Consider the following 25,934-nt stretch of genomic DNA (forward strand, 5'->3'; position numbering starts at 1 on the left):
CCCTGCTGTCGGCGACAAACCGTCCATGAACGACGATACGGGCGACTACCGAAAGGTAGTCGCCCGTATGCGGGGTCGAGTCGCGGAACCGTAGGCTCCGGACGGCGGATCAGACGGTGGCGTCGGCCTCGGTGACGATCGTGGCACCGAGCTCACGGAGCCGATCGGTGTGTTCGTTTGCGTGATGACCGCAGAACAACAGTTCGCCGCCTGTGGGAAGGACAGCGCGTACGCGAGCGGCTGCGTTGCAGCGATCGCACCTGTCGGCGGCGGTCAACTTCGGGGTGGTCAACGTACCGGGCATGACTCCTCCAAACTGGCCACCTTCGACAACGGTCGCCTGGGGTCTGGTCCGCCGCGCCGGGGGTAGCGCGGTAGATCTACTCTTACAGACGATTCGCGTTCGTGGGTTGTTCCCCTGATCGTCCATTCGTGTTGTGTTTCACGAATGGACACTGAGAAACACCAGGACGTGGGCGTTTGCTGATCTGCTCTCGTGCTCCCCGGCGCAGCTGTTCGCTCACAGCGCAGCAGCGGGTACGGCGCGTCGACGAATCGTCCGCGCTCCGGCGATGCGAACAATGGGGCATGAGTGAAGTTCTGCTGCACATCTGCCCGCGCGACGAGTGGTTCCGTGCCCGTGAGGAAGGCGCCGTGACACCACCTTCACTGACCGAGGTGGGATTCGTGCATCTGTCGACGCCCGATCAGGTCCACCTTCCAGCGAATCGCTTGTTCCATGGCCGCACGGACCTTGTTCTCCTCCGGATCGACCCGTCTCGACTGATCGACGACGTGCGGTTCGAACCGGGTGTGCCTACGGACCCCGAGTCGATGAGGTTTCCACATCTGTACGGGCCGCTACCGGTCGACGCGATCGTGGAAGTCGTCGACTATCGCCCGGGAGACGACGGACGATTCGCACCCGTATGATCGGCTCTCGCGAGGAGGGGCGGAGGGACGACGACGTCCCTCCGCCCCTTTCGGACAGCGCGGCCCGCCTCCGGGGCGGGCGAGGTGACTAGTCGAGGTAGTCGCGCAGGACCTGCGACCGCGACGGGTGGCGCAGCTTCGACATGGTCTTCGACTCGATCTGGCGAATGCGTTCACGGGTCACCCCGTAGACCTGGCCGATCTCGTCGAGAGTGCGTGGCTGACCGTCGGTGAGGCCGAAGCGCAGCCGGACGACGCCGGCCTCACGCTCGGAGAGCGTCTCGAGGACGGACTGCAGCTGATCCTGCAGCAGCGTGAACGACACGGCGTCAACTGCGACGACAGCCTCGGAGTCTTCGATGAAGTCGCCGAGCTGACTGTCGCCCTCGTCGCCGATGGTCTGGTCGAGCGAAATGGGTTCACGCGCGTACTGCTGGATCTCCAGCACCTTCTCCGGCGTGATGTCCATTTCCTTCGCAAGCTCTTCGGGCGTGGGCTCGCGACCCAGATCCTGGAGCAGCTCGCGCTGGATTCGACCGAGCTTGTTGATGACCTCGACCATGTGCACCGGGATGCGAATGGTGCGGGCCTGGTCGGCCATCGCGCGGGTGATGGCCTGACGGATCCACCACGTCGCGTAGGTCGAGAACTTGTAGCCCTTGGTGTAGTCGAACTTCTCCACGGCCCGGATGAGACCCAGGTTGCCTTCCTGGATGAGGTCGAGGAAGGCCATGCCGCGACCGGTGTACCGCTTGGCGAGCGAGACGACCAGGCGAAGGTTCGCTTCGAGAAGATGATTCTTGGCGCGATTGCCGTCGCGGCAGATCCAGTTCATGTCGCGGCGCTGGGCCACCGGGAGTTTCTCGCCCTTCGCGGCGAGTTCTTGCAGACGGAACGTGGCGTAGAGGCCTGCTTCGATGCGCTTGGCGAGTTCGACCTCCTCCTCGGCGTTGAGGAGCGCAACCTTGCCGATCTGCTTGAGATAGGCACGAACCGAGTCGGCGGAGGCGGTGAGCTCGGCATCCTTGCGCGCCTGACGGAGGGCTTCGGATTCCTCTTCGTCCCAGACGAAGTCGCCGGACGCCTTGTCTTTTTCGCTGGGTTCGTCGTCTTCGACCGACGCGTCGTCGGCGACCAGTTCGCCTTCCGAGACGTCGATGTCTTCGAGCTCCGGTTCGCCCGCGCCGTCGAACTCGTCGTCCCCGGCCTTCCCGCCCTTGGCTGCGGTCTTCTTCGCCGCGGTCTTCTTGGCAGCCTTCTTGGCGGGTGCCTTCTTCGCCGCGGCCTTCTTGGCGGGGGCCTTCTTCGCGGCGGCCTTCTTGGCCGGTGGCTTTGCTGCGGGTGTCGCAGTGTCTGTAGCGTCAGCGGCGCCCGAAGCGTCCGCGACGGGTGCCGATTCCTTCTGTGAATCAGCGGTGTGGATGTCGGTGGCTGCCACGTACGCCCTTTCGTGACGAGGTAGTGCGGCGTCGCGCCAGAGGTGTTCCGGCGGAGAGGTCTGTCGGGATCAGGCCGGGTTCCGGCCGGCTGTGCACCATTGTAACGATCCCTGTGACCGAGGATGTGTCGGACTCAAGGAGTCGCGCCTGTTTTCGCAGCGTATGCAGCGCCGACGATCCCCGCTGTATTGCGTAGTTCGGCCGGGACCACGGGAGTGTCGTTCGTCAGCAGCGGAATCCACTTCTCGTGCTTGCGGCTGATACCACCGCCCGCGATGAACAGGTCGGGCCACAGCAGGGCCTCGAAACGTTCGAGGACCAGCGAGACTTCACGAGCCCACCGTTTGTAGGACCAGTCGTGGCGTTCCTTGACGGAGGAGGCTGCACGATGCTCGGCTTCTTTCCCGTCGATCTCCATGTGCCCCAACTCGGTGTTCGGCAGAAGGACGCCGTTGTGCAGTACTGCCGAGCCGATGCCGGTACCGAAGGTCAGGAGGATGACCACGCCGTCGGTGTCGGCCGCCGCGCCGAACCGATCCTCGGCGATACCCGCGGCATCGGCGTCGTTGAGGACCGTGACAGCTCGTTCGTCGAGGACGGACCCGAACAGCGCCCGTGCGTCCGTCCCGATCCACGACGAATCGATATTTGCCGCGGTCCGGGCGACGCCTGCGGTCACCACGCTCGGGAGGGTGATACCCACGGGGCCGTCCCATCTCGCCTGCCGGACGATCTCGGCCACTGTCTCGGCCACGGCGTCGGGAGTCGACGGTTGCGGCGTGAGGATCTTGATCCGGTCGCCGATCAACTGACCGGTGGACAGGTCGACCAGGCCGCCTTTGACTCCGCTGCCACCGACGTCGACGCCGAATCCCACGTCGGCAGAATCGCTCGGGGTGGGGGGTGTCGGCTGCGTCATGAGGTGCTCACTCTCGGGGTAGGTGCGCAACGGTGGTCGGTCGGCCGCAATGCTTGTGGGGCAACGATAGTTGGAAGTCCCGTTCTGTGCGGGTGGTGCGGAGGATGCGCGTGTGTTCCGATGGTCGAGTGTCAGATGCCATCGATTCCCGTGCTGTCTCCGAATCCGACCTCGCCGAGCTTCGAGCGGTCGCCGTCACCGTTGCACAGGAAGCGGCAGCGCATGTGCGACGCCGCCGTGCCGAGCTGTTCGGATCGGCCCGGTCGCCGGGTGGTGAGGGCCACTCTGTGCAGACGAAGTCCACCGACACCGATCCGGTCACCATCGCCGACACCGAGTCCGAGGACCTCATCCGAACTCGGCTCGGGCAGTTGAGACCCGGTGACGGGTTCCTCGGCGAAGAAAGTGGGGGAGGCCACGGTGCCGACGAGGACGGCGGGGGAGTGACCGGGGTCCAGTGGGTGGTCGACCCCATCGACGGCACGGTGAATTTCGTCTACGGGATTGCTGCCTATGCAGTGAGTGTCGCGGCCCGAATCGATGGGGTTTCGGTGGCAGGTGCTGTGGTCGATGTCGCGGCGGATCGCCTCTACTCGGCGGCGGTGGGACTCGGCGCGACATGTACCGGCGCGGACGGGGTGGTGACGACGCTGCGCTGCACGCCGGTGACCGATCTGGGCCTGGCGCTCGTGGCCACCGGATTCTCGTACTCGGCAACGCGCCGAGCGAGCCAAGGGAAGATTGTTGCAGAACTGCTGCCACAGGTACGAGATATCCGGCGTATCGGGGCTGCGGCCCTGGATCTGTGCATGGTCGCGTCGGGGAGCGTGGACGCCCACTACGAACACGGGCTCAATCCTTGGGATTGGGCGGCAGGCGCGCTCATTGCCTCCGAAGCAGGGGCCGAGGTCCGACTGCCGACGGGGTTCGGCGACGACGGCGAGATCATGACTGCCGCGGCGCCCGGCATTGCGGAAGCGTTCGCCGCGGCGCTTACGAAAATTGGGGCGATCGCACCGCTTCCCGACTGACAGCGCCGACGACTTCTCGTTCGGATAACACTGGGAATGTGATCCGAATTCGAGGGCGAATTTCGGAGAAAAGAGCAATTTGCCCGAATTTGATCGAGAATGTCGGCGCCGTCAGCAGGGGGAGTTGAGCGCGGCGTCGAGGAGTTCCACATCGAGAGGCGCCGACTTCTCGCCTACAGGTGCCTCCCGCAACGTGCGCAGGAGTTCTTCGGCATCAGCGCTCGGTGTCATGTCGCGGAAATAGGTGCCCAGTGCCAGGTCGACCGTGTCGTCCTGGCGATCGTCGAGGATGAGCTCGGCACACGGCGCCACGAGACGCGCAGTATTCGCTGCTGCGCGACCGGCTTCGCCGAACCGGACCTGGCCGTGGCATTGCATGTTCTGATCGACGTACACCGGATCGTTGCCCGCTTGCACGTCCGGCGCACTCGCAAAGCCGTAGTCGCCGAGTTGCGCCGCTACGGTGGATGCCTGTCCGCGCTGGCCGTTCGCGTTGAACACCCGCACCCGGGTAGCTGCGAGCGGGGCCGGATCGACATCGAGCATGGTCGAACGGTCCACCACCTGGCCGAGTGGGGCGGGCGGAGGACTATCGGGATCGGTCGATGTGGTGGGCGGCGCAGGGCAAGCGACGGTGCTCGTGGTGGTGTCGGCCGTGGTGAGTACCGAGGTCCAGACCACGATCGTGCCCGCGGCGAGAACCGCGCCCGCGAGCGCGGCGGGAACCCACCGGCGACGATGGAACGGGCGACCGCGCTTGTCGGTTGCACTGCCTTCGGTGATCAGGGAAACCACGCAGGCCTGCCTTTCGTCTCGTCGCGCTGAGTGCGATGCGTCGTTCACTGTAGAGGGCGGGTCTGTCTGTGCGGCGGAGGCGTACCGCCTCAGAAATGTCACGGTGACCGTGATGTTGGTGACGATTTCCGGTCGATTCCGGTGGAATCGTGAATCGATTGCATATTCAGCTCTTCTGTCGGCTATTGTTCGGCGGCCGAGCGTCGTCCATCGACGAGGGCGACGGGGTTCGGGTTCGAGGAATTTCGGGGATACCGACGAGCCGATACCTGTGGGAACTTCACCGCGCTGTCAAGCGTTGCCTTGGCCGGGAGCACCACGGTGGTTCCTGTCGAGCACCTGTAAGAGGACTAGAGGTAAGAGGGAAATGGCGACTGACTACGACGCACCGCGGCGGACCGATAGCGACGATGTGTCGGAAGACTCACTCGAAGAACTGAAGGCACGGCGCAACGAGGCGCAGTCCGCGGTAGTGGACGTCGACGAATCGGACACAGCCGAATCCTTCGAGCTCCCGGGTGCGGACCTGTCCGGCGAGGAACTCTCGGTGCGGGTGGTGCCGAAGCAGGCCGATGAATTCACCTGCTCGAGCTGCTTCTTGGTGCATCACCGAAGCCGCCTTGCGAGCGAGGAGGGCGGACAGATGATCTGCCGTGACTGCGCCTGGTGACCATGGGCCCGCGCTGAATCGACTCCGCGCTGAATCGACTTCGAAACGCCGCAGCAGTGACCTGAGATGGCCACGGCTGCGGCGTAGAAGTATCCGGCGGCGTAGAAGTATCCGGCATCGAAACATCCGGCATGGGAAGACCTGCTGGGTTACGCGGTCAGCTCTTCGAAGGCTCCCCGTGTCCCAGCGCGCCCAGGAGTTCCGCAGGCCGCCTCGTGCTGATCAACCAGTACGGGGTCGGATCCTCCGGGTCGTCGAGGACGATCAGAGCCATCGTCTTGACCCACGGTCGATGCCGCACGAACGCGGCCGGATCGAGCTGCCTGCCGAGCGCAGAGCTCTTTGCCGAACCCGGGACCACGACTCCCCTCGAGATCAATTCCACCGGTAGATGAGCCTGGTCGACCACGAGCTCACCGTTGATGACTTCGATACGCCGTCGCGAGAGCCATACCAGCGTCCACACCGCGCACGGGATCAGCGCGGCATACGGCACCCAGGCGTACATCCCCGGCGCACCCATGTGCAGTTCGGCTGCGAGCAGCGCTGCGATTCCGATACCGATGGGCCACCACCAGATCGGAACCCACAACCGTTCGGAGTAGGTCGGCGTGTGGGTCAACGAACCGGTGGCGCTGCCGGAGCTGGAGGTATCAGACACGCCACCAGGATAGTCGCCTCGAGATGGGGCATCGACATCCGGAGAGTAGTCTCGGTCCACGTGACCGACCTTTCCCCCATCCCGCTGCGTCGTCTCGACCCGGGCGTCCCCATGCCGACACGGGCGCACTCCGGTGACGCGGGCGTGGATCTGTGTGCTACCTGCGATGTGACGATCGACCCCGGACAGCGGGTGCTCGTCGGAACCGGAATAGCCGTGGCGTTGCCGGTGGGGACCGTCGGATTGATCCACCCGCGGTCGGGGCTTGCCGCCAAGTTCGGACTTTCCGTTGTGAACACCCCGGGCACCGTCGATGCCGGCTACCGGGGGGAGATCAAAGTGTGCCTTATCAACCACGACACCGAGCACCCCTTCGAGGTGAGACGGGGTGACCGCATCGCACAGCTCCTCGTGCAGCGGGTCGAGCTCGTCGACTTCGTCGAGGTCGACGAACTCGACGACACCCCGCGTGGTGCCGCTGGTCACGGCTCGAGTGGTGGCCACGCAGGCCTCCTGACAGAAGGGTCCTGACATGTTCGGACGACGCCGTAAGAACCGCTCCGACAACTCCGCTGACGCGACGACCGACGAATTCGAACGGATCGGAGCTTCCTCTCCGGACGACGACGTCGACGACGATGCAGCGGCCGAGGGCGGCCCGTACGACATCGGCGAGATGGACGAGGACGAGGTCGGTGGCTCCCGCCTCGACCTCGGCTCCGTGCTCGTCCCGATTCCGCAGGGCGGCCAGATCCAGGTGGAGATGGCGCCCAACGGGAATCCCCAGGCGGTGCACCTGGTAACGCAGCACGGCCGGATCACGGTCGCGGCCTACGCTGCGCCCAAGTCGCCCGGCCAATGGCGCGAAGTGGCTGCCGAGCTGGCCGAGACGCTGCGCAACGACAACGCCACCGTGAGCATGGAAACCGGACCGTGGGGCCGGGAACTGCACGGGAGCACCCCGAATGCGGATATGAGGTTCATCGGAGTCGACGGCTACCGATGGATGATCCGATGTGTTGCCGCGGGTCCCGCCGGAGCCGCCGCCGCGAACGGTCCGCTGGTCGCAGCAGCCCACGCGGTACTTGCCGACACCGTCGTGCGACGAGGCAAGGAACCCCATCCCGTCCGAACGCCTCTGCCGGTCGTCCTTCCTCAGGCGCTTGCGGATCAACTTGTTGCCGCGCAACAGCAACAACAGCAGGCGTCGCGCCAAGCAGCCGGGCCGCAGCAAGGACAGGCTCGTCCCCAGCAACCAGGAGCCCCGGCCGCCGGACAACAGGCGCCTCCTGCCCGGCCCCAACCGCGTCCGCGCACCGGTGGGTCGGGGTCGGCCATGCAGCAATTGGGCTTCTGACCCGAAATCAGCTCTTCGGTGGCTCGCCCCCCGTGATCGCGCCGCATCACCTCGGCGCGGCGGCCCGTTTCGTACGGGCCGCTGTGTCGAGGGCTGCGAGACATCCCGCGCCGAGCACCGCCGGATCCGTTCCGACGTCGGCCAGGGAGATCGTGGTCAGGGCCGCGAACGGCAGCGCTGTGTCCCACTCACGCCCCACCTCGAGGGGATGAACAGCGTCGTCGACAGCCGCGGTGATCCCGACGGGCACCGTCACCGAACGCAGTTCGTCGGCGTCGAGGGCCCGGTAGTTCGCGGCCTCTTCCAGCGCCTCGGGAAGATCCGGCCACTGGGAACTCCACGAGCGTGACAACGTGGCTCCGAGCCACGCCGGACTCGACTCGACCATTGCTGCAGCGACGGACTCCAGACCGTGGGTACGTAGCTGCGATGCCGTCCAGCGGGCACTCGCTGCGGCGGGGGAATCGTCCGGCTTTCCGGTCCAGGCAGGGAGTGCCGCGAGAACGCCGACTGCCAGGTCCGGGTGCCTGGCCGCCCAGTGCAACGCGACCGCGGCTCCGATGGACACACCACCGACGAGAACGGGGCCCTCGAGAGCCGCCCGGTCCATGGCTTCGACGTAGCCGGCAACCACACCGCGAGGATCCGGCTCGACTGCGACCGCGGCGATACCGCGGCGCTGCAGTGGGATGGCGAAGGCATCGTCGGCGAACCTGGCGTCGGACCCCGTCCCAGGTAGGAGGACTGCGGTAACGACGGAATCGTACGGTGCAGCAGCGGTATCTCGCATCATGAATGTGATCCTGCCGAATCGATTCGAAGGCGGTCGACCCGGTCTCGGTTGTCTCCCGTGCGGATCGGTCTACAGTGGCGGACGAAGGAAGTGTCGCGGCGCGAAACCCGTGCCGCCCGTTGCAGGAGCGCGCTATGGCATCCGCCGCAGCCGGCTACATTCGCCGGCTCACCCGCCGCCTCACTGAGGATCTCGAAGACCTCGACGCCGAGGAGATGGCCGAGTCATCACACGCGACGGGCGCGTTGCCTGTCGTGTCCTGTACCCGGGGGCAGGAAGTGACGATGTTCGGGCGACTGAGAAGTGTGGAGTCCTCGTCGAAGACTGCTTCTGCGTCGGTCGAGGCCGAACTCTTCGACGGAACCGACTCGATCCTGCTGGTGTGGATCGGGCGTCGGCGTATACCCGGCATCGAACCCGGCAAGACGCTGCAGGTGCGCGGCAGGGTCGGCGAGCGGGAGGGCCGCAAAGCCATCTACAACCCGTACTACGAGCTCAGAGATCCGGCCTGATCGACCGACCTGCAGTTCGGCGGGAGTCGAGAGAATCCGAGTATGGCACCCTCGTATACGTGAGCGATACCAGTCGGCAGACCCTTCTCGAACAACTCGGTGGACTCAGCGGGTTGGTGTATTCGACATTGCCCGTGCTGGTCTTCGTGCCCATCAACAGCGTATGGGGCCTGACTGCCGCGATCTGGTCCGCCATCGGAGTCGCCTGCGGTGTGCTCGTGTGGCGGTTGATCCGGCGGACACCCATCCAGCCGGCGATCTCCGGATTCATGGGTGTGGCCCTGTGCGCCTTCATTGCGCACCGGACGGGCGATGCCAAGGGCTACTTCCTGTTCGGCATCTACGCGAGTCTGGTCTACGGCGGCGCGTTCGCGCTGTCGGTGCTTGTGCGCCGGCCCCTCGTCGGCGTGATCTGGGGGATGCTCAACGGGCAGGGGTCACGCTGGCGTGCCCATCGGGAGGCGGTGCGCGCGTACGACATCGCGACGGCCGCGTGGGCGCTGGTGTTCATCGCGCGCTATCTCGTTCAGAACCACCTCTACGACGAGGATCAGACCGGCTGGCTCGCTGCCGCTCGAATCGGTATGGGATGGCCATTGACGGCGCTCGCATTGCTCGTGACCCTCTGGACTGTCCGCAAGGCCGATAGGCTGGTGGAGTCCACGATGGAGCACGACGAGGGGCAACCGGACCCCACGGGGGCTATGGACTCTACGGTGGCCGCGGATTCTGCAGCGACCCCGGACACGGCTACCGCGCCGCACGATGCCCGCCCGCGGCACGAGAAGCGCTAACGCTCGATCAAGGCGCGAAGTTCGTCTTCGACGTCCTCCGCTGCAACGAACAGCAGTTCATCCCCTCCTTCGAGCGGATCGTCGCCCTGCGGGACGATCACGCGGTCGCCGCGCAGGATCGTCACGAGCGCGACGTCTCGGGGTAACGCGAGCTTGCGCACCGGTTTGCCTGCAAGAGCGGTGGTGTCCGGGAGCGTGATCTCGACGAGATTCGCGCCCTTCCGCAGTGTCATCAACCGCACGAGATCGCCGACCGAGACCGCTTCCTCGACGAGCGAGGCCAACATCCTCGGGGTGGAGACCGCCACGTCGACACCCCACGACTCGTCGAACAGCCATTCGTTGCGCGGGTCGTTGACGCGGGCAACCACACGCGCCACTCCGAACTCCGTGGTTGCGAGCAGGCTCAGCACGAGGTTTGCCTTGTCGTCGCCCGTCGCTGCGATCACGACGTCGTAATGTTCGAGTCCTGCGGCCTCGAGGAGACTGAGCTCACAGGCATCGCCGTGGACCCACTTCGCATCCGGCACTGCCGCGGGGTCGACGTGATCGAGCTTGCGCTCGACGAGCATCACCTCATGCTCGTTGCGCAGAAGTTCGCGGGCGATGGAGCGCCCCACCGCGCCTGCACCTGCGATGACCACCTTCATCGGCACGTCCTCACTCGTCGTTGTCGGCGGGCGGATTCTCGGCCAGCGCAATCGATTCGGCGACGGTTCCCGAGACCGCCGCGATGTAGACCTGGTCGTCGGCCTGGATCAGGGTTTTCCGGTCCGGGAGCACCCCCGCACCGAACCGGATGAGGAAGGCCACTCTCGCTCCGGTGGCCGCTTCGAGATCGGTCACCCGCCTTCCGACCCAGTCCTCGTGGACGTTGACCTCGCAGACCGCGACCGAACCCGTCGGATCACGCCAGCGCGCATTCTCACTTTCGTGGGTGAGGGTGTGCAGGAGCCGATCTGTGGTCCACGGCACCGTGGCGATGGTGGGAATTCCGAGCCGCTCGTACACAGCGGCACGCTTCGCGTCGTAGATGCGTGCGACCACACGTTCCACACCGAAGATCTCGCGGGCGGTACGCGCGGCGATGATATTGGAATTGTCTCCGGAGGACACTGCCGCGAAGGCGTCAGCGCGTTCGATTCCGGCGTCGATGAGGACCTCGCGGTCGAACCCCATCCCGACGACCGTGTGGCCGGGGAAGTGCTCGCCCAGTCGAAGGAACGCCCCTGCGTCCCGGTCGATGACCGCCACCTCGTGTCCGAGCCGGGTCAGCGCGGTGGCCACCGAGGATCCCACCCGGCCGCAACCCATGACCACCATGTACACCGCGCACTCCGTTCGTCGGCTCGTCCTGCCGAACGGAAACCGTACCGCTCCGACGGCAACAGCGGGCGAAATGACCCGGACAGCGGGTCGGGACCGGCCCGGTACGGCTTAGGCTGGGCCCGTGTCCAAGCTCTCCACCGCCACGAAGCGGCTTCTACTGGGTCGGCCGTTTCGAAGTGACACCCTCGGGCACACATTGCTTCCCAAGCGCATCGCGCTGCCCGTGTTCGCCTCCGATGCCCTGTCGTCGATCGCATACGCGCCGGAGGAGATATTCCTGGTCCTCTCGGTGGCGGGACTCTCGGCATACGCCTTCACTCCGTGGGTCGGCGTTGCTGTTGCGGTCGTGCTCGTCATAGTGGTGGCGAGTTACCGGCAGAATGTGCGTGCCTACCCGTCCGGTGGTGGCGATTACGAGGTGGCGACGAAGAACCTCGGACCCATCGCCGGGCTGACGGTCGGCAGTGCGCTTCTCGTGGACTACGTGCTCATTCTCGCGGTGTCGATTTCGTCGGCCGCAGCAAACATCGGGTCGGCCGTGCCGTTCGTCGCGCAGCACAAGGTGTTGTTCGCGGTCCTGGCGATCGGGCTCCTCACGGCCATGAACCTGCGCGGCATGCGGGAGGCGGGAACCGCGTTCGCCATCCCCACATACGCGTTCATGGCCGCCATGGCCATCATGATCGCCTGGGGCTTCATACAGATTTTCGTGCTCGGGGACGATCTGCGCGCGGAGTCCGCCGACTTCGAACTCGTGGCGGAGCAGACGGATCTGACGGCGATCGCCTTCGTGTTTCTGATCGCCCGCGCGTTCTCGTCCGGGTGTGCCGCTCTCACGGGTGTCGAAGCGATCAGCACGGGAGTGCCTGCGTTCCGCAAGCCGAAGGCCCGCAACGCTGCGACCACGTTGCTTTTGCTCGGCGCGGTGGCCGTGCCGTTGTTCCTCGGGGTGGTGTTCCTCGCAGGTCGGATCGGTGTGGTGGTCGCCGAGCATCCCGCCACTCAATTGAGGGGCGCCCCGGAGGGGTACGAGCAGAAGACGCTTGTCGCGCAACTCGCACACGCGGTGTTCGCCGGCTTTCCCGTCGGTTTCTTCCTCGTGACCGTGGCCACGGCATTGATCCTGTTGCTCGCAGCGAACACCGCGTTCAGTGGGTTCCCGGCGCTGGCGTCGGTACTCGCGCAGAATCGGTATCTCCCGCGACAACTGCATACCCGCGGTGACAAGCTGGCGTTCAGTAACGGGATCCTGTTCCTGTCGGGTGTGGCCATCGTGTTCGTGTGGGTCTTCGATGCCCGGGTCACCCAGCTGATTCAGCTGTACATCGTGGGAGTGTTCGTCGCGTTCACGCTCGGACAGGCGGGCATGGTGCGGCACTGGACCCGGCACTTGGCGGTGGAGACCGATCCGTCCGAACGGGGAAGGATGATCCGCGCACGCATGATCAACGGTCTCGGTTTGATTGCGACCGCCGTGGTGTTGATCATCGTGCTGGTCACCAAATTCTCCGGGGGAGCGTGGATCGCGGTCCTCATGATTCTGGTGATCTTCGTGCTGATGAAAGCGATCCGGCGTCACTACGACAGCGTGGCCGCTGAACTCGAGGCTGCGGAGTGGGACGGAGTACTGCCGAGCCGCACACACTCGATCGTCCTGGTGTCGACGCTGCACCTGCCGACACGTCGAGCCTTGGCCTTTGCGCGGGCGACACGGCCCGACACCCTCGAGGCAATCACGGTCAACGTCGACGACGTCAATACCCGTCAACTGGTCCGGGACTGGGATGCCAGCGACATCACGGTACCGTTGAAGGTCGTCGAGTCGCCGTATCGCGAGATCACCCGGCCGGTTCTGGATTACGTGCGACGCGTACGGCGGGATTCCCCGCGCGACGTCGTCACCGTATTCATTCCGGAGTACGTGGTCGGGCACTGGTGGGAGCAGATCCTTCACAACCAGAGCGCGCTGCGATTGAAGAGTCGACTGCTCTTCCAGCCGGGAGTGATGGTCACGAGTGTGCCGTGGCAGTTGCGTTCGTCTGCGAAGGTACCGAAGGACCGAGTCGACACCGTGCCGGGGGCGATCCGCCGCGGGTTGGAGAACCAAGCGGGTCCCGGGCCCGCAAAACAGGAGGATGATCAGTGAGCCGCCAGGGTCAGCAGAGCGCAGGAACCGACTGGTCCGGGCAACGGATCGAGCTGATGCTCGGCAATCCCGCACACGGCGGCTTCTGCGTCGCCCGCCACGAAGGACGGGTGGTGTTCGTGCGACACGGCCTGCCAGGGGAGCGGGTGTTCGCGGTCGTCACCGAGGACCGCGGCGGCTCCTTCTGTTTCGCCGACGCGGTGGAAATCGTCGAAGCGTCGGACGATCGCGTCGACCGCGCGTGCCCCATCTCCGGCCCAGGCGGCGCAGGCTGCTGCGACATGTCGCATGCCACGCCGTCGGCGCAACTGAACATTGCGGCGACCGTGGTAGCCGAACAACTGCGCCGTCTGGGCGGGGTGGAGCGTGACGTTCTCGTGGAGGAGGTGCCCGGAAGCACCCCGGACGGCACTCGGTGGCGGACGCGGGTCCGATTGGCGGTCGATGCGGCGGGAACGCCGGGATACCGGCGTTACCACAGCAACGACGTGGTGCCGGAACTCGGCTGCACCCAGATCGACCGACGCGCCTACATCGACCTGCCCGACCACGTCTGGCAACCGGGTTCCGATCTGCAGGTCGTCCTCGACGCGAACGGTGAACGGCATGTGGTGGAGATCGCACCGCCAGTGGTCTCACGCACCGGTCGGCGTAGCCGGGGCAGGCGTGGCGCGTCGGCGCGCCGTGCTGCAGTGAACGCACCGCGCGCGGAGAAAGTGGTCGAGGGGTCCGGTCGTCCCGTCGAGCGGGTCGGATCACGGGAATGGCAGCTGGCAGCCACGGGATTCTGGCAGGCTCATCGAGGGGCTGCGCGTATGTACTCGACCGTGGTGAGCGAGTGGGCGGATGCCGGGGCGGGCAGCACCGTGTGGGATCTCTACGGCGGTGTGGGTGTGTTCGCGGCAGCGGTGGCTGGGCAGGTCGGTTCGTCCGGACGAATCGAGTCGGTGGAGTCGTCCCGTCAGGCGGTGGACGACGGCACGGAGGCTCTCGCCGACCTGTCGCAGGTGTCGTTTCGGCACGGGCGGGTAGAGCGCATGATCGGTGCACTGGCGTCCCCCGACGTGGTGATTCTCGATCCGCCGCGCGCCGGTGCGGGTAAGGACGTCGTCGCTGCGATCGCGGATGCGGCACCTCGGCGAGTGATCCATGTCGGTTGCGACCCGGCGTCGTTCGGGCGGGATGTCGGCCTCTATCGCGAGCGGGGATTCGAGCTGGCGGATCTGCGTGCGTTCGCTGCGTTTCCTTCGACACACCACGTGGAATGCCTCGCGCTGTTCACACGCTGATTCGTCCCAGGTGAGGGCGTGAGTGCTGTCCGATTCGGGGTATTTGCTTGAGGCATGCAACTAATTATATAGTTGCATGCCTCAAGCAAATTATTCGTAGAATCGGAGGATCGCGTGACCGCCGTCCAGCCGGATACCGTCCACGCGCTCACCGACGCCATCTTCCTGTTCGGCCGCACGCTACGGGCCGCACTCTCGCACAGCGAAGTCGATCTGCTTCCCAATGCTCTCGCAGGGGTGCTCTTCCTCCTCGCTCGTACCGGGCAGTGCCGTCCGAGTGAACTCGCAGCCGAGATGCAGGTCGGTCAATCGTCGTTGAGCCGCCAGATCGGTGAGCTCGTCGACCGCGGCTTGGTCGACAAGCATCCCGACCCCGATGACAAGCGGGCGCATCTCGTGACCTGCTCGTCCGCGGGCCTCGACATATTGGGTGCGATCAGAGATCGGCGTACCGAACGACTGGCCACCCAACTCGGGGACTGGAACGAACAGCAACTCGAGGACGCTCTCGACGCCCTCGATCGGCTCAACAACGCGCTGGGGCCCATTGCTCCCGCCGGCGTGGGCACCCCTAACGCACAAAGGATCTGTTCATGAGTACAACCGCAGTCACGGACGGTGCATCGACGCCGCCCGGTACCGGTCAGGATGCAGAAGCGCTCCTGACCCACCGCGAGATCCTCGCAATCCTCGCCGGCCTGCTCGCCGCATTGTTCACCGCATTGCTCAGCAGCACTATCGTCTCCACCGCGCTCCCGACGATCATCGCCGACCTCCGGGGCACGCAGACTCAATATGCATGGGTCATCACCACAGCACTGCTCGCCAATGCGGCGTCCACACCGATCTGGGGCAAGCTGTCCGACCTGTTCAACAAGAAGCTGCTCGTTCAGCTGTCGATTCTGATCTTCGTCGGCGGCTCCGTGCTGGCGGGTCTCGCTCAGGATGTGAACATCCTCCTCGGCGCACGCGTCATCCAGGGCATCGGGATGGGCGGTCTGACCGCGTTGGTCGTGGCCATCATCGGCAGCATCATTCCGCCACGTGAGCGCGGCCGGTACTCCGGCTACATGGGTGCGGTGATGGCCGTCGCGATGTCGGGCGGTCCGGTCCTCGGCGGTGTGATCGTCGACAGCCCGCTGGGCTGGCGCTGGTGCTTCTACGTGTGTGTCCCGCTTGCCGTGGTGGCACTGTTCCTGCTTCAGCGCACTCTGAAGATTGCAACCGAACGCAAGGCGAACGTGAAGATCGACTGGCTCGGTGCGACGTTGATCACCGCCGGTGTCAGCGTTCTCCTGATCTGGGTCTCGTTCGCAGGCAAGGAAGGCTACTACGAGTGGGTCTCTCTCGAATCGGCCCTCTACGTTCTCGCCGGTCTTGCGCTTCTTGCGCTGACGGTGTTCGTCGAGTCGAAGGTGTCCGATCCGGTCATTCCGCTGAAGATCATCACCGAACGGACGACCGCGCTGGCCATCATCGCATCCATCGCAGTCGGTGTCGGGTTGTTCGGTGCCACCACGTTCCTCACCCAGTACTTCCAGACCGCGCGCGGTTTCAGCCCGACCTCGGCCGGCCTGCTCACCATCCCGATGGTCGCGGGCACGTTGGTCTCCTCGATGGTGTCGGGGCAACTGATCACCCGTTTCGGTCGGTGGAAGCCGTTCATCGTCGGCGGCGCAGTGCTCCAGTTCGTCGGCTTCGCACTTCTCGGGACGCTCGACCACACCACCTCGCTCGTGGTCATCGGCATCTACATCGCGATCGTGGGTCTGGGCACCGGCATGTTGATGCAGAACCTGGTGCTCGCAGTTCAGAACACTGTGAGCGTGAAGAACATCGGCGCAGCAAGTAGCTCGGTCGCATTCTTCCGCACCTTCGGCGGCGCGATCGGTGTGTCGATCCTCGGGTCGATCCTTGCGGCTCGCGTGGCCACACTCTCGGCGGAGGGGTTCGCGAAACTGGGCATCGATACCTCGGCGTCCGGCGGCAGCGGTGCCAATCTGGACATCGACGCGCTCCCCGCGCCGGTTGCGGAGGTCGTGCATACGTCCTATGGCGACGCCACGGGTACGCTCTTCCTCGTAGCCGCCGGATTCGCACTCATTACTCTGGTGGCAGTGGTGCTCATCCCGAACCGTGAGCTGCGCACCACGATCGACATCGTCGACGAGGAGCCCGCGACCGACCGTCGTGCCCCTGCCGCCGAGGTGTAGAGAGGCATCGAGCGAGGCGCACATGTGTCGCCCGACCTGTGCGTCTCGCGGTGTGAGTGATGTGACGGTCCGAACCGTGCAGCCGCTCCGTAGAATGCAGTAACTGCTCGCGCACCGTCGCGGGAATCACGATCCGGAGGGAGCTAGATCAGTTGGGTGTCCTGTCCCGCATCCAGTCACCCGACGATGTGCGTCGCCTCTCGCCCAGCGAGGTCACGCAACTCGCAGGTGAGATCCGCGGCTTCCTTGTCGAGAAGGTGGCGGCAACCGGGGGACACCTCGGCCCCAACCTCGGTGTCGTCGAGTTGACGCTCGCACTCCATCGCGTGTTCGACTCGCCGCACGATCCGATCCTGTTCGACACCGGCCACCAGGCCTACGTCCACAAGATTCTCACCGGCCGCAAGGACGACTTCGACACACTGCGGCAGCGCGGTGGCCTGTCCGGGTATCCGTGCCGGGCCGAGAGCGAGCACGACTGGATCGAGTCGTCGCATGCCTCGGCCGCGCTGTCCTACGCAGATGGTCTCGCGAAGGCATACCAGCTCAGTGGCCAGGAACGTACCGTCGTCGCAGTGGTCGGAGACGGAGCCCTCACCGGGGGAATGTGCTGGGAAGCGCTCAACAACATCGCCGCAGGCAGCAATCGCTCGCTGGTGATGGTGGTCAACGACAACGGCCGCTCGTACGCGCCGACGATCGGAGGTCTCGCCGAACACCTGGCTGCGCTCCGTCTTCGGCCCGGTTACGAGCGCGCGCTCGACAACGGTCGCCGCATGGTCAAGAAGATCCCGTGGCTCGGAGCTGCGGCGTACTCCGTGCTGCACGGGATGAAGACCGGACTCAAAGATGCGGTGAGCCCGCAGGTGCTGTTCACCGACCTCGGAATCAAATACCTCGGGCCGGTCGACGGTCACGACGAGCCCGCACTCGAAGCCGCCCTGCGCCGTGCGAAGGCATACGGCGGTCCGGTGATCGTGCACGCGGTCACCAGGAAAGGCGCGGGGTACGCGCCTGCCGAGAACCATGAGGCCGACCAGATGCACGCCACGGGTGTGATGGATCCGCGTACGGGGCGCGCAACGTCGTCGTCGAAACCTGACTGGACGTCCGTGTTCTCGGACGAACTCATCGCCCATGCCGAAGCGCGTGAAGACGTGGTCGCGATCACTGCCGCGATGGCGGGCCCCACCGGGCTGGCGAAGTTCGGCGAACGATTCCCCGATCGGACATTCGATGTGGGGATCGCCGAGCAGCACGCCGTGACCTCCGCGGCGGGCCTTGCGCTCGGCGGCATGCACCCTGTCGTCGCGGTGTATTCGACGTTCCTCAACCGGGCGTTCGACCAGCTCCTCATGGATGTGGCCCTGCTGAAACAACCCGTGACGCTGGTGCTCGATCGAGCCGGAATCACAGGCACGGACGGCGCGAGCCACAACGGCATGTGGGACATGTCACTCCTCGGTATCGTCCCCGGAATCCGCGTGGCAGCGCCGCGCGACGGCTCCACTCTGCGTGAAGAGCTCGGTGAAGCCCTCGGGGTCGATGACGGCCCGACAGTGCTCCGATTCCCGAAGGGCGCTGTCGGAGAAGATATTCCCGCGATCGAGCGCCTCGGCGGCACGGTCGATGTGCTGCGAATGCCCGAGCGTCGAACGGGCGATGTTCTGTTCGTCGCGGTGGGGGTGTTCGCATCCTTGGCGCTCGACGCCGCCGACCGGCTTGCTCAGCAGGGCATCACCGCCGCTGTCGTCGACCCGCGGTGGGTGCTGCCGGTTCCCCACCCGGTGACCGATCTGGCGGATGCGTTCCGCTTGGTCGTGACGATCGAGGACGGTGGTATCCACGGCGGTGTCGGCTCGGCGGTGTCATCGGCGTTGCGCAGCAACGACATCGACGTGCCTACGCGCGACATCGCGGTACCCCAGGAGTTTCTCGACCACGGGTCGAGGGGAGAGATCCACCAGGAGCTCGGCTTGACCGCGCAGGATGTCGCGCGGCAGGTCACCGGCTGGGTGGTGGGTCTCGACGGCAGTGACGCCTCGGAGACCATCGCGCAACGCTGAGGCGGCGGATCGGGCAACGCTGAGCCGATCGGTCGCGTAACTCATCGTCAGCTGTGCATGTCCTCGAGTTCCATCCCCTTGGTTTCCGGGATCTTCGACTTGACGAAGAAGAACGACAGCAGAGCGAAGAACGCGAACAGTCCGTAGAGGAACCACAGCCCCACCGATTCCGTGAGCGGCGGGAACGCCAGGGTCACCGTGAAGTTCGCGATCCAGTTGGCCGCGGTGCTCAGTCCCAGCGCCAGGGCGCGCATCCGATTGGGGAACATCTCGCCGAGCATCACCCACATGATGGGACCCCAGGTGGCAGCGAAGAACACCACGAATGCGTTGGCTCCGATGAGTGCCACCGTGCCCCACGGCGCAGGCAATTGCAGATCCTCACCACTACCGGTGGCCTGCGAAAACGCGATGGCGGCGAGCAGCAGGCTCACGAACATGCCGATCGACCCCACCATCAGCAGGGGACGCCGTCCGACCTTGTCGACGAACAGTATCGCCACGAAAGTCATGACGACATTGATGACGGCGGTGATCACGGACGTCGTGAACGACTGATTCTCACTGAACCCCACTGATTTCCACAGCGTCGTCGAATAGTAGAAGATCGCGTTGATGCCGACGAACTGCTGGAAGATCGCCATCGTGATGCCGACCCACACCAGCGACTGCAGGCCGAAGACCGGGCCTCGGATATCGTCCCACGACCGGGCAGTCTCGCGGCGCAGCGTCAGCCGAATCTCGGCGACGCGTTCGTCCGGGTGCAGGTCGCCGGTGACGTTGGCAAGAACCCGGGCGGCTTCCTCATCGAGGTCCTTACCGACCAGAAAGCGTGGGGACTCCGGGATCATCAGAGCGAGCACGCCGTACACGAGGGCGGGGACCACGCCGACGAGGAACATCCATCGCCACGCCTCCAGATTCCACCACAGCTCGTTGGAGGCGCCGCCCGCGGCGTTCTGCAGGATCGCATCGGACAGCAGCGCGGCGAAGATGCCCAGCGTAATCGCGAGTTGTTGTAGTGAGGCCAGGCTGCCGCGGTAACGCGCCGGCGCGATCTCCGAGATGTAGGTGGGTGCGATGACGGACGCGATGCCGATGCCGAGGCCGCCGAGGACACGCCACAACATCAGGTCCGGCACGCTGAAGGCCAGACCTGAACCGATCGACGAGATCGTGAACAGCGCCGAGCCGAGCAACATGACCTTCTTGCGACCCCACCGATCGGCGAGTTGCCCGGCGAACCACGCACCCGCGGCGCAACCGAGTAGCGCGATGGCGACGGCGAAGCCGGTGAAGAAGGAACCCAACTCGAAATGACCCTGGATGGAGTCGACCGCCCCGTTGATGACCGAACTGTCGAAACCGAAGAGGAAGCCGCCGACTGCGGCCGCGACCGTCACGGCGATGACTTTGGCGGCGTGTCCGGTCGAGGGTTGTGTCGGCTCGTTCATATCCTCTCGCACCTGCTCTCCCGTGGGTGCCGCTCCAGGCGGGGCCTGGTCGGTGCGCAACGACGACGAGCTCGCCGCCGTGGGCAGTGTCGGACGAACTCACGCTAACCCTCGGCACCCCACTCCGCGGCAAGATCACAAAAAACGAGGGTGTGTCACCGATCGGTGACACACCCTCGTTTCGTAGGTCCGGGGTACTCAGGAGACGCTGGCGACTCCCGGTGCCAGGAAGCGCTTTCCATTGACCGCTTCGGAGGCGCCGGTGCGGTCGAGGTACGGCGTGATACCACCGTTCCAGAACGCGAAACCGCCGCCGAGGATCAGGCACAGGTCGATGTCCTCGGGTGCTGCGACCACACCCTCGTCGAGCATGATCCGGATCTCCTCGGCAAACGCGCGCCGGGTCCTGTCGAGCACCTGGTCGGCGGTCGACGGGTTGTCTCCCTGCGGCCACAGCGCGGCCACGTCGGGATCGACGACCTGCGTGCCGCCCTCGTAGGACCACACGCCGGGTTTCTTCGCCGCGACGAGTGCTTCGAGGCCGGGGGAAGACACGAAGCGGTCCGGGTATGCAGCCTGGAGGGTTTCGCCGGTGTGCAGCGCGATGGCCGGGCCGACGAGCGCGAGGAGTGTGAACGGCGACATCGGCATGCCCAACGCACCGACGGCGTTGTCCGCCACGTCGAACGGGGTGCCCTCGTCCACCGCGGTCATGACCTCGCCGAGAGTGCGGGTGACGAGGCGGTTGAAGACGAATCCGGGCTTGTCACCGCACAACACCGCCGACTTCTTCAGCGACTTCGCGGTGGCGAACGCCGTAGCGAGGGTGGCGTCGTCGGTCCGGTCGCCCTTGATCACCTCGAGCAGCGGCAGTACCGCGACCGGGTTGAAGAAGTGGAAGCCCACGACCCGCTCCGGATGCTGCAGATCCGCGGCCATCTCGGTGATCGACAGCGACGAGGTGTTCGTCGCGAGGATCGTCTCTGCAGAGATGTGCTGTTCGAGCTCCGCGAACACGTTCTTCTTGACGTCCATGTTCTCGAACACGGCCTCGATGATGAAATCGGTCTTCGCGAACGCTGCCTTGTCCGGAGAACCGGACACGAGTGCCTTGAGGCGATTCGCCGCGTCAGGGGAGAGACGGCCCTTGCCCTGCAGTTTGTCGATCTCGGTGTGCACATAGCCCACACCCTTGTCGATACGTTCCTGATCGATGTCGGTGAGGATCACCGGCACCTTCAGCTGACGCACGAACAACAGCGCGAGCTGACTGGCCATCAGTCCGGCCCCGACGATGCCCACGCCGGTGATCTTCCGGGCGAGCGATCTGTCCGGTGCACCCGCAGGACGCTTCGCGCGCTTGTTGACGAGATCGAACGAGTACAGGCCTGCGCGCAGCTCATCGGTCAGCAATAGATCGGCGAGTGCTTCGTCCTCGGCAGCGAAACCCTTGTCGAGCGACGCGGAATCTGCAATGTCGGTGCTGCGGGCGAGTTCGAGCAACTCGATCGCGCGGGCCGGGGCGGGTGCGTGCCCGCGAGTCTTACCCTCGACCAGGGCCTTCGCCCGTGCGATCGCGGCATCCCACCCGGCGCCGCGGTCGATCTCGGGGCGGACGGGTGTGATCTCACCGTTGAGGACCTTCGCGGCCCACGCCAGCGACTGCTCGAGGAAGTCGGCCGAACCGAAGACCTCGTCGGCGTAGCCGAGCTTCTTCGCCTGAGCAGCGCGGATCGTACGCCCGTTGTTGAGCGGGTTCTCGAGGATGAGTGTGACCGCGTGGTCGGGGCCGACGATGTTCGGCAGCAATTGCGTTCCGCCCCATCCCGGGACGAGACCGAGCATCGTCTCGGGCAGGCCGAGAGCCGGAACGTTGTCCGCCACGGTGCGGTAGTGCGCGTGCAGACCCACTTCGAGTCCGCCACCGAGCGCCAGGCCGTTGACGAACGCGAACGTCGGGATCGACGACTCGCGCAGCTTGCGGAACACGTCGTGGCCGAGCTTGCCGAGCTCGACACCCTGCGCGCGCTCGGTGACTGCGGGGACCCCCTTGAGGTCGGCGCCGGCAGCGAAGATGAACGGCTTGCCGGTGACGGCGACAGCAACCGGGTTCGCGGCGAATGCCTCGTCGAGAGCAGCGCCGAAGGCGGCAAGGCCCGCGGGTCCGAACGAGTTCGGTTTGGTGTGGTCGAACCCGTTGTCGAGGGTGACAAGGGCGATCCGGCCATCGAGGCCGGGTACGGATACGAGCCGCACGTAGGCGTTCGTCACGACTTCGTCGGCGAACAGGGACGAAAGATCGGTCATGACTACTTGTCTCCCTCGAAGTTCGGGTTCTCCCAGATCACGGTGCCGCCCATGCCGAGTCCGATGCACATGGTGGTCAGGCCGTAACGGACCTCGGGGTTCTGGGTGAACTGGTGTGAGAGCTGGGTCATCAGGCGCACACCGGACGATGCGAGCGGGTGCCCGCACGCGATCGCGCCACCCCACTGATTGACGCGGGGATCGTCGTCGGCGATACCGAAGTGCTCGAGGAACGCGAGCACCTGCACGGCGAATGCCTCGTTGATCTCGAACAGACCGATGTCGTCGATGCTCAGTCCGGTACGGGCCAGGACCTTCTCGGTCGCCGGGACGGGGCCGATACCCATGACGGCCGGATCGACGCCCTGGAAGGCGAATCCGACCATGCGCATACCGATCGGCAGGCCGAGCTCGCGCGCGGTGTCCTCACCCGCCAGGATCGCTGCGGTTGCCCCGTCGTTGAGACCGGCAGCGTTGCCGGCAGTGATGCGTCCGGCGGGGCGGAAGGGGGTCTTGAGTTTCGCGAGGTCCTCGATCGTCGTCCCGGGGCGGGGTGGCTCGTCCTCGGTGGCGAGGCCCCATCCTGCAGCGGAGCGGGTCGCAACGGGTACGAGGGTGTCGGCGATCCAGCCGGCTTTCTTGGCTGCGTCGTACTTGTTCTGGCTGTTGATCGCGTAGGCGTCCGTGCGGGCCTTGGTGATGCTCGGGAACCGGTCGTGCAGGTTCTCGGCGGTGTTGCCCATCACCAGGGCGGACGGGTCGACGAGTTTGTCGGCGAGGAAGCGGGGGTTCGGGTCGGCGCCCTCACCCATCGGATGGCGGCCCATGTGCTCGACGCCGCCGGCGATGACGACGTCGTACTGACCGAAACCGATGCCCGATGCGGTGGTGGTCACGGCGGTCATTGCGCCGGCGCACATGCGATCGATGGCGAAGCCCGGCACGGATTCGGGGAGCCCGGCGAGTATCGCGGAGGTGCGACCGATCGTCAGTCCCTGGTCGCCGGTCTGCGTGGTCGCCGCGACGGCGACCTCATCGACACGGGCGGGATCGAGCTGGGGGTTGCGGCGCATCAATTCCCGGATGGCCTTGACGACAAGATCGTCGGCGCGGGTGTCGGCGTAGATGCCCTTCGGGCCCGCCTTGCCGAACGGGGTACGTATGCCGTCGACGAAGACGACGTTGCGTTGGTTCGAGGTGGTGGAAGCCACGCGTTTCCTCCCGGTGGAGCGGAATCCTCGCCGACACGTTCCGCGGCGAGGCGATGCGGACCGGATACCAGGGGGTGACCGGCCTCGGAACCACTCTACATCCTCATTACCGGTGAGTAACTTGCGTGGCGTGCACGCGTCTACTTCTCGTCCGTGAGCGCCTTCGCGAGCCGTGGGGTCGTTAGCTCGCGCTGCCACGGGCGCGCACCACCGGCGGTGAACCGGCTCTCGATGTACGCGACCGCATCGGCGGTCGCGGCGAGGTCCCAGTCCCAGCACAGGCGCCGCACGAGCTCGGGGCTCACGAGATTCTCGACCGGAACCGAGACCTCGTCGCTCAACGTGGAGAGTTCGGTACGGGCGGCCGTCAGGCGCGCGGCAGCCTCAGGATGATGACGCGACCAGCGCCCCGCGGGAGGTGGTCCGTCGAACGTCTGCGTCAGTGGGGGAAGCTCTGAATCCGGAAGTTTGCGGGCGCGTTCGATCGCCGACAACCACACCCGAGACGAGCGACGTTGGCGCGGACCACCGAAGACGGGCAGCTCCTGCAGCTCGCCGATCGTCCGTGGACCGGCCTGTGCCGCTGCGACAATCGCGGAATCCGGCAGGATCCGTCCGGGTGCGATGTCGCGCCGGGATGCGACTTCGTCTCGCGCCGACCACAATTCCCGAACGATCGCCAGCTTGCGGGCATTCTTGATCGCGTGGACGCCGGAGGTGCGACGCCATCGCTCGGGCTTCGGCTTCGGCGGTCCTGCGAGTCGGATGTGCTCGAATTCCTGTGCAGCCCACTCCGACTTTCCCTGCCGGTCCAATTCGGCGGCCATCTCGGCGCGGAGTTCGACGAGGATCTCGACGTCCAGCGCAGCGTAGTTGAGCCACGAGTCGGGCAGCGGGCGTTTCGACCAGTCGGCAGCGCCGTGCCCTTTCTTCAGTTCCAGGCCGAGTGTCTGCGCGACGATTGCGGCCAGCCCGACTCGCGGGAACCCCGCGAGTCGGCCGGCAAGTTCGGTGTCGTACAGCGTCGCCGGACGCAGGCCGAGCTCGTCCAGTCCGGGCAGGTCCTGATCGGCGGAGTGCAGAACCCACTCGAGCTCGTTGACCACCGCCGCGAGCGGCGCGAGGTCCCCTGCGATCGGGATGGGATCGAGCAGGACAGTGCCGGCGCCCTCGCGGCGCAGCTGGACCAGATACGCGCGGGCGGAGTATCTATAACCCGAGGCGCGCTCGGCGTCGACAGCGAGTGGACCGTGGCCGCGCGCCAGCAGTGCCGCGGCCTCCTCGGCGCCGGCTGCGGTGGTGACGACGTCGGGGACACCCTCGCGGGGGCTCAACAACGGCTCGGTGGCCGCAGCGGGCGCGTCGTCAGCGGGGATCGGGTCCTGATCGTTTCCTGCCGGCATGGCCGTGACTCTATCGCTGCAAGCGAGCGACCCCGGCCGGTGGCAGTCCCGCCGCGTACGCGAGGACCTCGCAGAATGCCTCGACGTGCGGGCTGAGTATCTCGGAGGTCGGCGTCCACGACGCACGCAATTCCAATTGATGTGCGCGAGCCGGTCCCGCGATGTCACCGAAACGCACCGAACTCGTCGAGGTGACGGTTCCTCCGAGCGCGGTGAGCGGTTCGTGATGGGCCTCGAGCGCATCTACGAGCCAGCTCCACGCCACCTCGGGCAGTAGCGGATCGGCGGCCAAGGTCGCGTCGACATCGGCCTGGATGTACGAGACGAGGCGGGTGGTGCCGTGCCAGGCCTCGTCGCCGTCGGGGTCGTACAACAGAATCAGGCGTCCGAACGCGTCACCCTCGGACTCTTCCGGAACTTCTGTCGCGTCGGGATGGAGCACCTCGGCACCGAGTGCATAGCTGAACGGCGCGAGTCGCTGCGGTGGCCGGATCGGCTCGACCTCGATCTCCGGGCGTACGGTGGCCGCATTCATCGCATCGACAGCAGCGCGGAAACGGGCCGGCTCTGCAGACGAGGTGGTCACGCCAGCGGACGTTAGTGCCGGTGACC

25 protein-coding genes are annotated in these 25,934 nt (G+C 65.8%); 12 read left to right on the forward strand and 13 right to left on the reverse strand.

The features are described 5' to 3' along the window. Positions 1–109: 109 nt before the first annotated feature. Positions 110–304, reverse strand: a complete 195-nt coding sequence (locus tag MWU77_RS15555) for a hypothetical protein (RefSeq protein WP_169688813.1) — start codon at positions 302–304, stop codon at positions 110–112. A gap of 284 nt (positions 305–588) precedes the next feature. Here MWU77_RS15555 and MWU77_RS15560 point away from each other — a divergent pair, with 284 nt between their 5' ends. Continuing rightward, entirely contained in the window at positions 589–933 is a 345-nt protein-coding gene (locus MWU77_RS15560; protein WP_169688814.1) for a DUF952 domain-containing protein, read from the forward strand. 88 nt (positions 934–1,021) lie between these two features. On the opposite strand, the gene MWU77_RS15565 is transcribed toward MWU77_RS15560, so the two are convergent. Continuing rightward, a complete protein-coding gene (locus MWU77_RS15565; protein WP_169688815.1) occupies positions 1,022–2,371 on the reverse strand; it encodes an RNA polymerase sigma factor in 1,350 nt (449 codons plus the stop codon). A 134-nt stretch (positions 2,372–2,505) separates the two neighbouring features. Continuing rightward, a complete protein-coding gene (ppgK, locus tag MWU77_RS15570; protein ID WP_247274178.1) occupies positions 2,506–3,291 on the reverse strand; it encodes a polyphosphate--glucose phosphotransferase in 786 nt (261 codons plus the stop codon). Positions 3,292–3,395: 104 nt separating this feature from the next. Here ppgK and MWU77_RS15575 point away from each other — a divergent pair, with 104 nt between their 5' ends. Next, positions 3,396–4,322 (forward strand): inositol monophosphatase family protein, encoded by a 927-nt coding sequence (locus MWU77_RS15575; RefSeq protein WP_169688817.1) that lies wholly within the window; start codon positions 3,396–3,398, stop codon positions 4,320–4,322. A 111-nt stretch (positions 4,323–4,433) separates the two neighbouring features. On the opposite strand, the gene cei is transcribed toward MWU77_RS15575, so the two are convergent. Further along, the gene (gene cei / locus MWU77_RS15580; RefSeq protein WP_169688818.1) at positions 4,434–5,117 is read right to left on the reverse strand and encodes an envelope integrity protein Cei; all 684 of its coding nucleotides are present in this window, start codon (positions 5,115–5,117) and stop codon (positions 4,434–4,436) included. Between the two features lie 367 nt (positions 5,118–5,484). On the opposite strand from cei, the gene MWU77_RS15585 reads away from it, so the two are divergent. Next, entirely contained in the window at positions 5,485–5,787 is a 303-nt protein-coding gene (locus MWU77_RS15585) for a DUF4193 domain-containing protein (RefSeq protein ID WP_054714450.1), read from the forward strand. 157 nt (positions 5,788–5,944) lie between these two features. On the opposite strand, the gene MWU77_RS15590 is transcribed toward MWU77_RS15585, so the two are convergent. Next, the gene (locus tag MWU77_RS15590; RefSeq protein ID WP_247274179.1) at positions 5,945–6,448 is read right to left on the reverse strand and encodes a DUF3093 domain-containing protein; all 504 of its coding nucleotides are present in this window, start codon (positions 6,446–6,448) and stop codon (positions 5,945–5,947) included. A 60-nt stretch (positions 6,449–6,508) separates the two neighbouring features. Between MWU77_RS15590 and dut the strand changes: the two genes are divergently transcribed. Both dut and MWU77_RS15600 read left to right on the forward strand, forming a co-directional pair. Continuing rightward, the gene (dut, locus tag MWU77_RS15595; protein ID WP_169688819.1) at positions 6,509–6,979 is read left to right on the forward strand and encodes a dUTP diphosphatase; all 471 of its coding nucleotides are present in this window, start codon (positions 6,509–6,511) and stop codon (positions 6,977–6,979) included. Between the two features lies 1 nt (position 6,980). Then, complete coding sequence (locus MWU77_RS15600) at positions 6,981–7,805, forward strand: DUF3710 domain-containing protein (RefSeq protein WP_169688820.1); 825 nt, start codon at positions 6,981–6,983, stop codon at positions 7,803–7,805. Between the two features lie 46 nt (positions 7,806–7,851). On the opposite strand, the gene MWU77_RS15605 is transcribed toward MWU77_RS15600, so the two are convergent. Then, on the reverse strand, positions 7,852–8,598 hold the full coding sequence (locus tag MWU77_RS15605) for an alpha/beta fold hydrolase (RefSeq protein WP_240959294.1): 747 nt from the start codon (positions 8,596–8,598) through the stop codon (positions 7,852–7,854). Between the two features lie 134 nt (positions 8,599–8,732). On the opposite strand from MWU77_RS15605, the gene MWU77_RS15610 reads away from it, so the two are divergent. Further along, complete coding sequence (locus MWU77_RS15610) at positions 8,733–9,110, forward strand: OB-fold nucleic acid binding domain-containing protein (protein WP_169688821.1); 378 nt, start codon at positions 8,733–8,735, stop codon at positions 9,108–9,110. Between the two features lie 59 nt (positions 9,111–9,169). Beyond that, the gene (locus MWU77_RS15615) at positions 9,170–9,904 is read left to right on the forward strand and encodes a DUF3159 domain-containing protein (protein ID WP_247274180.1); all 735 of its coding nucleotides are present in this window, start codon (positions 9,170–9,172) and stop codon (positions 9,902–9,904) included. Here the strand turns inward: MWU77_RS15615 and MWU77_RS15620 are convergent. Together MWU77_RS15620 and MWU77_RS15625 are read right to left on the reverse strand one after the other, a co-directional pair. After that, complete coding sequence (locus tag MWU77_RS15620; RefSeq protein ID WP_169688823.1) at positions 9,901–10,554, reverse strand: TrkA family potassium uptake protein; 654 nt, start codon at positions 10,552–10,554, stop codon at positions 9,901–9,903. The genes MWU77_RS15615 and MWU77_RS15620 overlap by 4 nt on opposite strands. Before the next feature lie 10 nt (positions 10,555–10,564). Then, entirely contained in the window at positions 10,565–11,233 is a 669-nt protein-coding gene (locus tag MWU77_RS15625) for a TrkA family potassium uptake protein (RefSeq protein WP_169688824.1), read from the reverse strand. 121 nt (positions 11,234–11,354) lie between these two features. Between MWU77_RS15625 and MWU77_RS15630 the strand changes: the two genes are divergently transcribed. From MWU77_RS15630 to dxs, 5 genes are all read left to right on the forward strand, one after another. Beyond that, positions 11,355–13,379, forward strand: a complete 2,025-nt coding sequence (locus MWU77_RS15630) for an APC family permease (protein ID WP_169688825.1) — start codon at positions 11,355–11,357, stop codon at positions 13,377–13,379. Positions 13,380–13,435: 56 nt separating this feature from the next. Continuing rightward, positions 13,436–14,668, forward strand: a complete 1,233-nt coding sequence (locus tag MWU77_RS15635) for a class I SAM-dependent RNA methyltransferase (RefSeq protein ID WP_247274209.1) — start codon at positions 13,436–13,438, stop codon at positions 14,666–14,668. Between the two features lie 114 nt (positions 14,669–14,782). After that, a complete protein-coding gene (locus tag MWU77_RS15640; RefSeq protein ID WP_169688826.1) occupies positions 14,783–15,265 on the forward strand; it encodes a MarR family winged helix-turn-helix transcriptional regulator in 483 nt (160 codons plus the stop codon). Beyond that, complete coding sequence (locus tag MWU77_RS15645; RefSeq protein WP_247274181.1) at positions 15,262–16,881, forward strand: MDR family MFS transporter; 1,620 nt, start codon at positions 15,262–15,264, stop codon at positions 16,879–16,881. Before MWU77_RS15640 ends, MWU77_RS15645 begins: the two co-directional genes overlap by 4 nt. Before the next feature lie 152 nt (positions 16,882–17,033). After that, entirely contained in the window at positions 17,034–18,947 is a 1,914-nt protein-coding gene (gene dxs, locus MWU77_RS15650; protein WP_247274182.1) for a 1-deoxy-D-xylulose-5-phosphate synthase, read from the forward strand. Positions 18,948–18,994: 47 nt separating this feature from the next. Here dxs and MWU77_RS15655 read toward each other — a convergent pair whose 3' ends face one another. The 5 genes from MWU77_RS15655 to MWU77_RS15675 form a co-directional block, all read right to left on the reverse strand. After that, entirely contained in the window at positions 18,995–20,401 is a 1,407-nt protein-coding gene (locus tag MWU77_RS15655; protein WP_169688829.1) for a sugar porter family MFS transporter, read from the reverse strand. Between the two features lie 198 nt (positions 20,402–20,599). Continuing rightward, a complete protein-coding gene (locus tag MWU77_RS15660) occupies positions 20,600–22,708 on the reverse strand; it encodes a 3-hydroxyacyl-CoA dehydrogenase NAD-binding domain-containing protein (protein ID WP_169688830.1) in 2,109 nt (702 codons plus the stop codon). Between the two features lie 2 nt (positions 22,709–22,710). Continuing rightward, positions 22,711–23,919 carry a thiolase family protein gene (locus tag MWU77_RS15665; protein ID WP_247274183.1) on the reverse strand — a complete coding sequence of 403 codons (1,209 nt, stop codon included), beginning with the start codon at positions 23,917–23,919 and terminating at the stop codon, positions 22,711–22,713. Positions 23,920–24,059: 140 nt separating this feature from the next. Next, positions 24,060–25,322 (reverse strand): ribonuclease D, encoded by a 1,263-nt coding sequence (locus MWU77_RS15670; RefSeq protein ID WP_247274184.1) that lies wholly within the window; start codon positions 25,320–25,322, stop codon positions 24,060–24,062. A gap of 10 nt (positions 25,323–25,332) precedes the next feature. Further along, complete coding sequence (locus tag MWU77_RS15675; RefSeq protein WP_169688833.1) at positions 25,333–25,908, reverse strand: DUF3000 domain-containing protein; 576 nt, start codon at positions 25,906–25,908, stop codon at positions 25,333–25,335. Between the last annotated feature and the right edge of the window lie 26 nt (positions 25,909–25,934).

Source organism: Rhodococcus sp. F64268, from assembly GCF_023015605.1.
Lineage (GTDB): Bacteria > Actinomycetota > Actinomycetes > Mycobacteriales > Mycobacteriaceae > Rhodococcus.

Excerpts from the sequence above, each read along its gene's own strand:
- MWU77_RS15660 (WP_169688830.1), bottom strand. The coding sequence starts at position 22,708 with ATGACCGATCTTTCGTCCCTGTTCGCCGACGAAGTCGTGACGAACGCC.
- MWU77_RS15645 (WP_247274181.1), top strand. The coding sequence starts at position 15,262 with ATGAGTACAACCGCAGTCACGGACGGTGCATCGACGCCGCCCGGTACC.
- MWU77_RS15635 (WP_247274209.1), top strand. The coding sequence starts at position 13,436 with ATGCTCGGCAATCCCGCACACGGCGGCTTCTGCGTCGCCCGCCACGAA.
- MWU77_RS15560 (WP_169688814.1), top strand. The coding sequence starts at position 589 with ATGAGTGAAGTTCTGCTGCACATCTGCCCGCGCGACGAGTGGTTCCGT.
- MWU77_RS15605 (WP_240959294.1), bottom strand. The coding sequence starts at position 8,598 with ATGATGCGAGATACCGCTGCTGCACCGTACGATTCCGTCGTTACCGCA.
- MWU77_RS15620 (WP_169688823.1), bottom strand. The coding sequence starts at position 10,554 with ATGAAGGTGGTCATCGCAGGTGCAGGCGCGGTGGGGCGCTCCATCGCC.
- MWU77_RS15575 (WP_169688817.1), top strand. The coding sequence starts at position 3,396 with ATGCGCGTGTGTTCCGATGGTCGAGTGTCAGATGCCATCGATTCCCGT.
- MWU77_RS15670 (WP_247274184.1), bottom strand. The coding sequence starts at position 25,322 with ATGCCGGCAGGAAACGATCAGGACCCGATCCCCGCTGACGACGCGCCC.
- MWU77_RS15555 (WP_169688813.1), bottom strand. The coding sequence starts at position 304 with ATGCCCGGTACGTTGACCACCCCGAAGTTGACCGCCGCCGACAGGTGC.
- MWU77_RS15585 (WP_054714450.1), top strand. The coding sequence starts at position 5,485 with ATGGCGACTGACTACGACGCACCGCGGCGGACCGATAGCGACGATGTG.
- MWU77_RS15610 (WP_169688821.1), top strand. The coding sequence starts at position 8,733 with ATGGCATCCGCCGCAGCCGGCTACATTCGCCGGCTCACCCGCCGCCTC.
- MWU77_RS15655 (WP_169688829.1), bottom strand. The coding sequence starts at position 20,401 with ATGAACGAGCCGACACAACCCTCGACCGGACACGCCGCCAAAGTCATC.
- MWU77_RS15600 (WP_169688820.1), top strand. The coding sequence starts at position 6,981 with ATGTTCGGACGACGCCGTAAGAACCGCTCCGACAACTCCGCTGACGCG.
- ppgK (WP_247274178.1), bottom strand. The coding sequence starts at position 3,291 with ATGACGCAGCCGACACCCCCCACCCCGAGCGATTCTGCCGACGTGGGA.